The organism is uncultured Gimesia sp., assembly GCF_963976445.1.
GTDB lineage: Bacteria > Planctomycetota > Planctomycetia > Planctomycetales > Planctomycetaceae > Gimesia.
Genome location: NZ_CAXBKP010000024.1, coordinates 61,718 through 74,315, shown reverse-complemented (window position 1 = coordinate 74,315; position 12,598 = coordinate 61,718). Strand labels below are relative to the sequence as shown.

The 12,598-nt window shown below is 46.7% G+C and carries 9 protein-coding genes; 6 read left to right on the top strand and 3 right to left on the bottom strand.

Annotated features, from left to right (window positions below; translation table 11 throughout):
* Positions 1-18: 18 nt before the first annotated feature.
* From AAC022_RS21375 to AAC022_RS21365, 3 genes are all read right to left on the bottom strand, one after another.
* The gene (locus tag AAC022_RS21375) at positions 19-1,455 is read right to left on the bottom strand and encodes a sulfatase-like hydrolase/transferase (protein ID WP_339734247.1); all 1,437 of its coding nucleotides are present in this window, start codon (positions 1,453-1,455) and stop codon (positions 19-21) included.
* 102 nt (positions 1,456-1,557) lie between these two features.
* The gene (locus AAC022_RS21370; RefSeq protein WP_339734245.1) at positions 1,558-1,683 is read right to left on the bottom strand and encodes a hypothetical protein; all 126 of its coding nucleotides are present in this window, start codon (positions 1,681-1,683) and stop codon (positions 1,558-1,560) included.
* Positions 1,670-2,491: a phosphatidylinositol-specific phospholipase C/glycerophosphodiester phosphodiesterase family protein gene (locus AAC022_RS21365; protein WP_339734243.1), complete on the bottom strand. Its 822-nt coding sequence runs from the start codon at positions 2,489-2,491 to the stop codon at positions 1,670-1,672. The genes AAC022_RS21370 and AAC022_RS21365 overlap by 14 nt, the downstream gene beginning before the upstream one ends.
* Positions 2,492-3,244: 753 nt before the next feature.
* Between AAC022_RS21365 and AAC022_RS21360 the strand changes: the two genes are divergently transcribed.
* The 6 genes from AAC022_RS21360 to AAC022_RS21335 all read left to right on the top strand — a co-directional run bounded on the left by AAC022_RS21360 (position 3,245) and on the right by AAC022_RS21335 (position 12,588).
* On the top strand, positions 3,245-5,017 hold the full coding sequence (locus AAC022_RS21360) for a hypothetical protein (RefSeq protein ID WP_339734241.1): 1,773 nt from the start codon (positions 3,245-3,247) through the stop codon (positions 5,015-5,017).
* A 71-nt stretch (positions 5,018-5,088) separates the two neighbouring features.
* Positions 5,089-6,060 (top strand): patatin-like phospholipase family protein, encoded by a 972-nt coding sequence (locus tag AAC022_RS21355; RefSeq protein WP_339734239.1) that lies wholly within the window; start codon positions 5,089-5,091, stop codon positions 6,058-6,060.
* Between the two features lie 731 nt (positions 6,061-6,791).
* On the top strand, positions 6,792-7,727 hold the full coding sequence (locus AAC022_RS21350) for a dihydrodipicolinate synthase family protein (protein ID WP_339734237.1): 936 nt from the start codon (positions 6,792-6,794) through the stop codon (positions 7,725-7,727).
* 153 nt (positions 7,728-7,880) lie between these two features.
* Positions 7,881-8,645 carry a phytanoyl-CoA dioxygenase family protein gene (locus tag AAC022_RS21345; RefSeq protein WP_339734235.1) on the top strand — a complete coding sequence of 255 codons (765 nt, stop codon included), beginning with the start codon at positions 7,881-7,883 and terminating at the stop codon, positions 8,643-8,645.
* A 159-nt stretch (positions 8,646-8,804) separates the two neighbouring features.
* Positions 8,805-11,441, top strand: coding sequence for a sodium/solute symporter (locus tag AAC022_RS21340; protein ID WP_339734233.1), 2,637 nt, complete (start codon positions 8,805-8,807; stop codon positions 11,439-11,441).
* On the top strand, positions 11,419-12,588 hold the full coding sequence (locus AAC022_RS21335) for an AGE family epimerase/isomerase (RefSeq protein ID WP_339734231.1): 1,170 nt from the start codon (positions 11,419-11,421) through the stop codon (positions 12,586-12,588). The genes AAC022_RS21340 and AAC022_RS21335 overlap by 23 nt, the downstream gene beginning before the upstream one ends.
* The last annotated feature ends 10 nt before the right edge of the window (positions 12,589-12,598 follow it).

The window sequence follows — 12,598 nt, the reverse complement described above, 5'->3', positions numbered from 1 at the left end:
TAGTGACTTAGGCTCGTTCTATTTTGTTTCTTTTTGTGTTGTGTTGAACTTCGGGTCGCCGGCGTCAACGGGCATGGTTGCATTCCACGCGAGAACCTCTTTGATCAGCCGCTCGGTCAGTTCGGGATGCTGGTCAGTGAGGTTCATCGCTTCACCGGGATCAGTTTCCAGATTAAAGAGTCGAGGACGTGTGCCGTCATAATCACACAGCAGCTTCCATTTCCCCTCTCTCACAGCCAGGTCGGGCAGGTTTTTCAAATGTCGGAACTCTTTACGGTCGGGAGGACGCCGGAAAAATAGCGGAGCCGATCGGGATTGGTGAGACTTGCCGATGAGCGTCTTCGCGAGATCTTCGCCATCGAAGTGCACTTCTTTTGGCACGGACACACCGGCCAGATCCAGTAGTGAGGGAACGAGATCGATGGCGGCGAAAACAGACGTTTTGTTAACTGTGCCTTGCTGTGGCGGGGCGATGAAACCGGGCCCCCAGACAATTAGCGGCGAACGGACACCGCCTTCAAACAGAGTTGCTTTCAGTCCCCGAAAGGGCCCCGCCGATCCTGCGTTTTTCTCTGGCCCATTATCTGAGCAGACGAGGATCAGTGTGTTTTCACGCAGCGCATCATCGTTACAAATTCGATCAAAGAGCCGCGCCAACTGCTGGTCCATCTCTTCCAGGACAGATTGATACAGGCCGCGTTGTGAGTCGGCCCAGTTTGTGGGAGAGGGAAACAGCGGCGTATGCACGTCATCGGGCCAGACGTTAATATAAAACGGCCGTTTGTTCTTCTGAGACTGATCAATAAACGCGACCGCTTTGTCGGCGAAACCACCGGTAATTTTGGAACGCAGAATCCACTCGACCGGTTCTCCCAGACGTGCGGCATCCTGCCAGATGCGTCCTTTTTTCACGCCCCCATTTTTGAGCGGGACTTCCGTCAAAGGCAGCAACTTCGCTCCCATGCCTTCGAAGTTCGTCAGTGAAACATCAAAGCCATAATCTGTAATTGGTGGTGCATTATCTACATCGCGCTGACCGCCCATATGCCACTTCCCGCAATGCGCGGTAGCATAGCCGGCTTGTTTCAGAAAACGAGCCAGCATCGGAGCCTCGGGATCAAGCCAGTTTGCGATTCCCCTGCTCTTGTTGGCCTTGCGGCTGGCAAGATAAGAAGTGATCCGGTGACGGTGTGGATACTGTCCTGTGGAGATGGCTACGCGCGAAGGAGAGCAAATCGGCGAATTGACATAAAACTGCTCGAAGCGAATGCCTTCTTTGGCGAGGCTATCAATGTGCGGAGTGCTTGCTTTTGTATTGCCAAAGCAGGAAAAGTCGCCCCAGCCCATATCATCAATGAACACCAGAACGATGTTGGGATGTTCGGCCGCCGATAGAGGCTGTACCAGACAGATCAATAACAGAAAGAGCAGTCGTTTTACTGCAGATGACTTCATGGATGAATTTTCCCGCCAGAGCACAGGTGAAATGATCCAGTCTATCACAGGAGTTCCGTACTACAATGAGAATTTCCATCCACGTTATTAGATATATTGTCATCAGCCTAACGCCACGACCAGCATTGCGGGCACAACACGGGAACGACTTTCATCCAGTGATGCATGAATTCGCAACGCCATTTTGGTTGGAATGAACGGGAATTCGATTCCTTTAGCGCCTTTCATTCGTTTGACGCATCAAGAATGCACTTAGCTTTTCAAGTTCATCTGTATTGATGTGGTCCACTTCCGCATTGACCAGTTCCTGCCACAGTTCCTCTGACTCTGGAGTTGCCCAGAATCGAACGCGTCGACCTGCCGCATGGGCCTGCTTGACAATCTCTCTCAGTTTGACTTTCTCTGCTTCGGGCATCTTACCTTTTCCACGGTATTCAAAATGTGACGTCCAGCGGTCACTAATCAGCGGCATCAGGTCTGACGGTTGATCAGAATTCAGGTCACTCAGGCGACCATCGATCCCGGCGTATCGTGGATTGTCGGCTTCGATCATTTCTTTGGGGCGATCCCCCGAGATCACAACTTGCACCGGACCACGAATCATTTTCCCGTCTTGATAAGTGCAGAGCAGACCTTCGTATTCCCGAAGTTGATTCCGCAGCACTGGGTAAACGTCTTCTCCATCTGTTTTGATGTCGATCAGTAATGTGAATGGCGGGGACTTCTCGTCTGTCTTCAGGGGATGTTTCTTGAAGTATTCTTTCAGAGGTTTGAGGTATAACGTACGCAGCGTGCGTTCTCGGGATAACTCGGAACGACTATGGCCAACGAGTAATTCTCCGTCGACGAGAAAAATGTCCGCTTCCACAGACCAGAAGCCATTTTTCAAAGCGTCCCACAGTGGTCGGCGATGGCGGTAGTCATTATGGGCATGGGCTTGAAATTGAGGTGCCTGCTTCCCTTGCTCTGCGAGGCAAACCGACTGGTAGCAGGCAAGTGCCAGCAGAATGACAGATAAAAACTTCGAGTGGAACATTCACCAAACCCTTATGAAATGATATTTTCCGGAACCCAACTTCCCAGGCACGTTGGCTCTGGAGTGTTCATAAGTCACACGTGTGCCCCCGAACTCGAAAATCCTAGCGGTCATCGAACTGAGTATCCAGTCGTTCCCGTTGGATTCATCAATTCTTCACAAGCACCTGATATCCGATATCAGTAAAGTGAAAGTTGGCAATTTGGTTTACTGGGAATGAAAGCAAGCTTCACATCGAGAAATGCTCGACCACTTGTATTAGTGGGGGGAATGCCAAAGTCCTTCGTCGGGGTGACGAAGGACTTTTGGTTGTAAGTGGTTATCTCAGTAGGAGATAAGAAGTGCACCCCGCTGGGTTCGAACCAGCAACCTTCGGTTTCGTAATGTTAATTCAAGGGCTTTTCACAAGCGATAAATTCCGTTGTCATAGCAATCTGCTGCCAATTATTGCAGAGATTAGCGTGCATCTTGCTGCACGCTATAGCGAAAAATGCTTCATCCCTGATTTGTGACAAAGACCTATTTAACAAGAAGAAAATATTCCAACGGACATGGACTAATGGCCACAGCCAATGGGCTCGGCCAGAAAATTCCATAGCTGGTGTCATCAAGTTAAGGCTTTGTTCTTGTCGTGTTGTATCGGGAGATACAAATACAAAATTATTATCGAAGATAATTGAGAAGGATTGCGGTTTAAAGATATAGGGCTTAGTCGTGTCCATACAAATTCGTTTCGTTGAAGGAGTTCAATTCATGCGATCATATCTTCTCTCAATTGTTTTTACGCTGACTTATTTACATGGAACAGCGTTGTCCCAAGACCATCAAATGAAATTAGATGTTTGCGACATATCATTTTTATGGAATGTACCAACGACAGTTGAAGAAGCAAATAGTTTGATTTCAATCGATAGTAAATTGACAAAAGATGGGAAATCAGTTTGTCGTCAATCTTTGTTTAATGATCTTATTCAAAATGCGGAAACACTGGTATTAAATGATCCCATTTCCAACCAACCAGTACAAATTGAGTTTCTTAATGAAGAGTTAAAAGAGATTACTAATTGGAAAATAGCAGGCATAAGAATTGATCCATCGGCTCCCGGATGCAGTCAGAAAATTAGAGACAAGTTTGGTTCTAGGCCACAGGTTCGAATTATCTGCCAACCAGTAACAACTTCTAACGGGAATTCTATTGCACATGATTTCGCTATTCATCTCATTTATGACTATGTGAAGAATTCTAATCCGCCGTTTGAAGCCGATTCAGTTGCCTTTAAAGAGATCATTGATGAATTGCTGTCAATAAAGAAAGAATTGAAAAGCAGCGGCATTGACACTTCAGGCACTTTGCTTGGAGTTCATCCGGGGTTCTCATCCTCAGGCTTTCATTTAACAGAACGCCTCAAGAAATTTTTAAAGAATCACTTGCATTCAAACAGGATAAAGTCTGCAGCATTTATGGGTATCCAAGATGGTTTTGAACCTTGGATATTTTTTGCTGTTTCGAAAGATCCTGCCAGTGATCGTCATAAGATCATTGAAAAAATTCCAAGCCTTAGGCCATCCAAGGGACAGGTATTGAGTTTTGTAACTCAATCCAGGGTATTTCCAATTCCAAACAATCGTCAATTTGGGGCAGAAGGCGTTAGTATCCTTCCTCTATTGCAAATTGGAAGAATAGATCGTCGAGTATTTCCAAACTCAACGGACCCACTTCTCTCAACAATCCAGGTAAGGGATATTTCAGATATTATTGCAAATCCAGAAAGATCTCATTTTCTTACGACAGACTGTATCAGCTGCCATACTGAAAGCAGTATCAGAGATTCCAAGTTGTCAGGTGTGACGACTCAGTTCTCATATAATCTGCCTGAAAATATATCAGCGATTGATCCAAATGTATTGCCTAAAAATAGGACCTTTAAAAATTGGAATATCAGAAACTTTGGATGGGGATTTGAAAATATAAATAAGATGGCTCCAACTGTAACAATGCGTACTGCAAATGAGGCAGCGGAATCAGTCGATTTTATCAACAAAACCTATTTGAAACTATCTACTACAAAGCATGGCGTTTCCAATCCACTCACACTAATAATGACATGTAAGGATGAGCAGTCTTACAATCAGCTCAAAGCTAAAATTAAAGTTCTCCTCGCAAGAGATGACAATTCGATCAACAAAGCGTTAGATTCAATTGGTATTGTACATTATGCTCGTTTTGTGTTTCTTGAAGAGTCAAAACAGGTAGCAGTAATCACCGCTTATGACGGTGAATTTGATGTTTATATAAACCGATTTGTAGACCACATTGGAGATGTTTTCAATCTGATCCTTGAGCATGTTAAAGGAACAGATGACATGAAAAATGATGATGGAAAAGTAAATGTCCAATCTCATACAGAGCAGTTTTTAAAGTTTGTGAAAAAGCATGATTTAAGAGCCGTAGAACCTTTCTACAGTGCTTACCCAAACTTAACTGTTCAAGACATCAAGGAACTACATCGCATGGCTAATGAGTAATTGTGTAGTCTTCTTTTCAGTCTAAATGATCATTGAATTCATAAATACCAATACAAGAAAGTAGGCCTACTATGTCAAAACCATATCGAATTCTATCCTTAGATGGGGGTGGGATCAGAGGACTGATAACAGCTATCTGGCTAAAAAGACTTCAAGCGAAACTCGACAAACCACTTTATAAATATTTTGACTTAATAGCGGGAACTTCTGCAGGAGCATTAACAGTATCTGGGATCTCAAAGGGGATAAGTATAGATAAAATCATTGAGCTTTACCTGAAACGAGGAAAAGAAATATTTCCCTCTACTGCTTCTCGCCTTTGGAGTCGTGCTACCCGACTCTTTTCAGATGGCGTGAGTGCTCCAAAGTATGATGGGGAGGGACTTGAGAAAGTTTTGAAGGACACTTTCAAGACCACAATATTTGGTTCATTAAAAATCAAACCAACCTTAATCACAGCTTATGATGTATTCGGTAGAGAAGCGATTGTATTAAAGAATAATCAATCAGAGTATCGTTCTCTCAAAGTATGGGAGATTTGCAAAGCTTCTGCTTCTGCACCGACTTACTTTCCTGCTCATATGATGGAAATAAAAGGAGTAGAAATGCCTCTGATAGATGGTGGTGTAGTGGCAAATAATCCAACCGCATGTGCTATTGCAGAGGCAGTTAAAATCAACACTCAGTCGAACAAGAATCCAAGCACTGATAATCTTCTTGTTGCAAGTTTTGGTACTGGGGAATCGATACGCAGAATTACCGCAGAAGAGGCGGACGAGTGGGGAGCAGCAGAGTGGGCAATCCCCATCATTAATGTGCTGTTTGATGGCTCCGCTGATTCAGTAAATTACATTGCTACTCAGCTTATCCATCCTGATAGATATTTTCGATTCCAAACCCATTTGTCTGATGCCTATGATGACTTGGACAATGCAGATGAGACAAATCTCAAGGCTTTGCAACGATTAGCGGTTCAGTATATTGACAGTAACGAGGAGAAGAAAAAACTAGATAATTTAGTAGCAAAGCTCACAGGGAATTGAATCGGATGTCATCGAGTGAGACTGCTTTGCGATACTCTTGTGACAGGCACCCATTAGTGGGGGGGAATACAAAAGGCCTTCGTCGGGGTGACGAAGGCCTTTGGGTTGTAAGTGGTTTTCTCAGTGTGAGATAAGAAAATGCACCCCGCTGGGCTCGAACCAGCAACCTTCGGTTTCGTAAACGCCCAGGCCCCATACCACGCTTTGATGACACTTCACAAAACCCCTGTTTTGTTAGGGGCTTAATGGGGGGCCCCCGCGCTCCGATCAGTGTTGTTTTTGTACTCTTGATGCGGCCGATTCACCTCATTCTGCCACTTTCGAAACGCGTGTCGGAGCGTCAGACCGGGTGGAGTTAGGGGAAGTTATTTCTGTTTGTATCTAAGTGAGCAATTCCGTCCATTGACTCTCACTCAAAAGTGTTATAACATCAGATAACAAGTGACTTCGTGATTAGATTCAGGACACTAACATGTCTGCAAGTACGTTTCTCGCCTTAATTCCCACATACTCCTTGGTAATGTATTCGCTCAAGAGTGAGGATGGTTCCAATGCAAGCATTCTCCAGCAGGTTAGTTCTGGGGTGACTTCTACTTTTCCTTGGAAATCTAATTGGCAGTTGCTCAGATGTGGTTAGAGGTAGGTGTAGCGGAAAAATCAATGGAATCCAGCTGGACTACCCTATGCGAGATTCACCTTTCACGTTTTAAAAAATTTACTGAGGATCAGCCATGCCAAAATTTCGATTACAGGGTTTGATAGCTGCTACATACACACCTCTGAGTGCTTCAGGATGTGTCAATGTCGATCATGTGGCGCCCATTGTGGAGTCATTGATTGAACGGGGAGTCAGCGGGTTGTATGTCTGTGGTAGCACTGGTGAGGGGATGTCCTTGACCACCGATGAGCGGAAAATTGTTGCCGAAGCTTATGTGCAGGCGGTGAAAGGTCGAGTTCCGGTCATTATTCAAGTGGGGCATAACAGCCTTGCTGAAGCCAAAGATCTGGCCAGGCACGCTCAAGACATCGGAGCAGATATCACGTCGGCGACCTGTCCTTCTTACTTCAATGTTGGTGACGTGCACACACTCGTAGAGTGCATGGAGGAAATTGCCAGCAGTGCGGCTAATCTTCCATTCTACTATTACCACATCCCTTCATTGACTGGTTCAAATTTGAATATGGTCGAATTTCTTAAACTAGGCGGAGAACGAATCGGGAACCTTGCTGGCTTGAAATACACCGACACCAAACTGTTTGAATTTCAAGAATGCCTCGAACTTGAAAACGAGCGATTCGATGTTGTATGGGGCTGTGATGAAATGTTGCTGGGGGCGTTAGCCACTGGCTCTCGTGCGGCAATTGGAAGCACATATAACATTGCTGCTCCGCTGTACCAGCGAATTATTGATGCCTTTGAAATTGGCGACATGGCCGAAGCCAGACGAGAACAAGCACAAGCAATCAGCATGATTAGCACTGTGAAACAATACCCTTTTCACCCAGCGATGAAAGCAGTTTTGGAAATGCAGGGTTTCGATATGGGGGATTGCCGGCTGCCTCAAGGTCGTTTAACTGATGAAGAAATCAGCAGGCTAAGAAGCGAGCTGGAAGCAATTGGCTTTTTTACCTGGTCGCTGCCAGCAACCCCATCATTAACCACATAACAAGCAATCATCGTTAGATCCGGATCCGACTGCACAACATCATAATTTCGGGTTGCGTTTGATTCGCGTTACCAACCTGCTGATTAGCCAATTGATGATCGGAGACGGCCTATCTGGTTCGTATCTTCAGCGAAACTTAAAAGGGTGTGTTAAATGGATCAAGAACAATCAAATCAAAATTTGCGCAAGCAATTCCTCGAAGATGGTTATGTCGCCTTGCCGGGCTTTCTGAATCCACAGGAAGTTGGCGAGTTGCGAGAGAACGTTGAGAGATTCATCGTTGATGTTGCACCGACAATGCCTTCAGAGGAAGTTTTCTATGAAGACAAAACTACCAAGACAACTCTCAAGCAGTTGCAGCAGATGTTTCAATACGACGACTACTTCAACAATTTGATGTTTGGTAGTAAGTTTGAGGAACTGGCAGCGAAATTACTAGGCCATGAAGTGCATGGCGTTAACATGCAGTATTTCAATAAGCCACCACAGGTCGGCTTGCCGACGCCTCCGCATCAGGATGGTTATTATTTTATGTTGGAGCCCAACGAAGCGGTCACAATGTGGTTGGCACTGGAAGACGTGGACGCCGAGAACGGGTGTGTGCGTTACGTGCGTCATTCGCATTTGCAGGGTCTTCGGCCACACGGGAAAACGCAGACCTTAGGCTTTTCACAGGGGATGACCGACTTTGGTACCGAAGAAGACATACAAAACGAAATTGCCTTTCCAGCCCAACCTGGCGACTTGCTGGTGCATCATGCTTTAACAGTCCACCGGGCCGATGGAAACACTTCCAAAGACCGAACGCGAAAAGCGCTTGGTTTCATCTATTACTCCACAGCTGCCCAGGAAAGTGAAGAGAAGAAACTCCGGCATGCTACCCTGGTTGAGGAAATGAAAAGCAGTGGGAAAGTATGAAATACTGCATTCATTTCATTGTTCTTTCGCAATATCACTGAATCCCGTTCACACGATTTACTCAAGATCATCTTGGTACACATGCCAGATCGAAAGCTTGTCGTCAGATCTCGGAGCCGAAGAGATGCAGCGGAACGCGGAATACGAAGGAACAGACTGATGAGTATCGCAAGTAAATTGAACGCTGTATTATTAGTCATGCTGCTGCTGGCAACTCCTTCAAGAGTGAATGCAGAAGAAGTGAACTTACTGTCCTGGAAAGAGTTGCCTGGGCTGCCAGACGAACTGGGAGTTGCCGGACCCTTTGCTGGGGTTCACAGCGATGCCTTGGTCGTGGCTGGTGGGGCGAATTTCCCGAAGCCTGTTTGGGAAACCGATAAAGTCTGGCATGATCGCATACATGTACTGGTTAAACAGGGCGAGAGTTTCATTTGGAGGGATGGGGGAAAACTTCCTCGCCCCATCGCTTACGGAGCTGCGGTCTCTACACCAGATGGCATCGTTTGTATTGGTGGTAATGATGCCACGGGTACATTCGCGGAAGTCTTTCTGCTTCAGTGGGACGGCAAAAATGAACGTGTTGAGATCACCGAGTACCCTTCACTTCCCAAACCATGTGCATTCGGTGCGGCTGCTTTAATTGGAGACGTGGTCTACCTGGCTGGAGGACAAAGTGGGCAAACACTTGATTCCGCAATGTCGAATTTCTGGTCGCTTGATCTTTCCAAAAAAGGAACTCCTGACTTTGTGTGGAAACAACGCACACCCTGTCCCGGACCTTCACGGGCCTTCAATCTCACGGTCCATCAACATAACGGATACAACGATTGCATTTATGTAATCAGCGGTCGCCGCCAGGAAAAGGAAGATGTTCAGTTTCTGAAAGATGTCTGGGAATATACGCCCCTTACCGATCAGTGGCGGCAGAGGCAGGATGCACCGCGCAGCGTGATGGCAGGTACCGGAATTGAATTCGGGCAGAGTCACATCTTCGTACTTGGAGGGGCAGATGGCTCACTGTTCACACAAGGAAATATTCTGAAGGATGCGCACCCCGGCTTTCCCAAGGAGGCGTTGGCCTACCATACGATTACAAACACTTGGACATCAGCCGGAAAAATTCCTCGCAATCATGTAACTACGGTTGCTGTCAAGTGGGGCGATGCGATCATCGTCCCCAGCGGTGAAGTGCGACCACGTGTCCGTTCCCCAAAAATCTGGAGCGTGACACCTGTCGTTCCCAATCGTAATTTCGGTATGGTCAATTACACTGTACTGTTTGGTTATCTGGCAGCAATGGTACTGGTGGGGTTGTACTTTGCTAGAAAAAACAAAAACACCGACCAGTTCTTTCGCGGTGGTCAAAGCATTCCCTGGTGGGCTGCCGGTTGTAGTATCTTTGCAACGATGCTCAGTTCACTCACTTTTACCGGCGTTCCTTCCAAAGCCTATGCACAAGACTGGGTTTATTCGGTAGGTAACTTGATGATTCCACTGGTGGCTGTTGTGGCTGTCTTTGTCGCGATGCCATTTTTTCGTCGCATTGATGCGACCAGTGCATACGAATATCTAGAGAAACGCTTCAATCGTTCAGTCAGACTGTTTGGCAGCGCAAGTTTTACTTTGTTTCACATCTTTCGGATGGCGGTTGTGATGTCTTTGACCGGGCTCGCTCTTGCAGTGGCAACACCACTCACACCGAGTCAAAGTGTGCTGTTGATGGGAGCTCTTAGTATCCTGTACTGCACGGCTGGAGGGATTGAAGCAGTGATCTGGACAGATACAATTCAAACCTTCGTACTGCTGGGCGGCGCGGTGGTCGCCTTAATTGTGTTGATCATCGGAGTCGATGGTGGCTTTGGCGGTATGATATCTACAGCGACGCAGTCCAATAAATTCAATATCGCGAATCTGCACTGGGACGCAACGAGTACTCAGATTGCATTGTGGGTAATTATCGCTGGTGGAATCGCGCAGAACCTCTCTTCTTACACAGCAGATCAAGCGGTCGTCCAACGATATATGACGACCCCCAATGTCAAACTGGCTGCACGTTCGATCTGGACGAATGCTTTTCTGGCAATTCCAGCGACACTGCTGTTTTTTGGACTTGGCACAGCTCTGTTTGCATTCTATCAATCTAACCCCGAACGAATTGATCCCACGATTACGACCGACCAGGTCTTTCCACTATTCATTGCCAGAGAGATGCCGATTGGAATAGCCGGTTTACTGGTGGCTGGAGTATTTGCCGCTGCTCAATCAACCGTTTCGACTAGTATGAATTCGACAGCCACGACGATCGTGACTGATTTTCTCGAGCCATTTAATGTTTGCCAGACCGACGCAGGCTACCTACGGGCCGCACGCATCAGTACATTCGTCTTGGGAGCTATGGGGACGTGTCTTGGACTGTTGTTTGTCGATCCGAGTATTAAGTCACTGTTCGATCAGTTCATCAAAGTGATTGGTTTGTTCATGGGGGTTCTGGGAGGCTTGTTTATTCTCGGCGCGCTCACTCGACGTGCAAACGGACCAGGAGCATTTATCGGTGCCATCATAGGAGCGGCAGTCATGTTCTGCATGTGGCGATTCACACGAATTAATGGTTACTTGTATGTGGCGGCGGGTGTCTTCACTTGTGTCTTTGTTGGTTATCTCGCCAGTTTCGTGAGCGGTGGCCAAGCGAAGGATCTTGCCGGGCTGACGGTTTACACGATCGAGAAAGATCAGCTCACTGCTGAAAGTCAAACAGTCTCAGAAAGCAAAATAAATGGATGCCAGCCGTATAGATGAACTCATCACAACCTACCGTGATGGCTTGTTGAACGACACGTTACCGTTCTGGACGAAGCATTGTGTTGATCATGAACATGGCGGCTTCATGATGGCGCTCAATCGCGATGGAAGTGTTATTGATAGTGATAAAGGAGTCTGGCAACAGGGGCGTTTTACCTGGTTGCTTGGTGAACTCTATAACAATGTCGAACCGCGGGATGAATGGTTAGAGCTTGCCAAACATGGGGCAAAGTTTATTGACGATCACTGTTTCGATCCTGCGGATGGTCGGATGTGGTTTCAGGTCACTCGTAAAGGGGAACCGATCCGCAAACGTCGTTACGCTTTTTCCGAAAGTTTTGCTTCCATTGCCTACGGGGAACTAGCCAAAGCAACAGGAGAAGAGGAATACGCAGAGAAAGCGAAACAGACATTTCAGAGTTTCATCGATCACAATTTAAACCCACAGTGCGTTGAGCCAAAGTTTACCGATACCCGCCGGATGCGTGGCCTCGGTTTTCCCATGATCACAATCGCGACAGCCCAGGAACTCCGCGAATCGATCAATTTGCCAGACGCAAACAAATGGATTGACCAGAGTATTGATACGATTCGTAACTACCACTTAAAAAGCGAGATTCAATGTGTCATGGAAACGGTCGGTCACGATGGCGAGATGATCGATCATTTCGATGGTCGCACACTCAACCCCGGACATGCGATTGAGGGGGCCTGGTTTATCATGCATGAGGGGAAGCTGCGAGGCGATGAAAGTTTGGTCCGCATGGGTTGTGAGATGCTCGACTGGATGTGGGAACGTGGTTGGGACAAAGAATATGGTGGCGTGTTGTATTTCGTCGATGTCAACGGTTTACCAGTTCAGGAATACTGGCATGACATGAAATTCTGGTGGCCTCAGAACGAAGCGATCATCGCCACTCTACTAGCCTATCAGCTTACGAAAGACCCTAAATACGCCCAGTGGCATCAGATGATCCATGACTGGACCTATCAGAAATTCCCTGACCTGGAGCATGGTGAATGGTTCGGCTACCTCCACCGCGACGGAAGCCTTAGTTCACAGCTCAAGGGAAATCTCTGGAAAGGCCCTTTCCACATGCCCCGCATGCAACTGACATGCTGGAAGATGCTTGAGTCTCAATAGAATCGGGGTC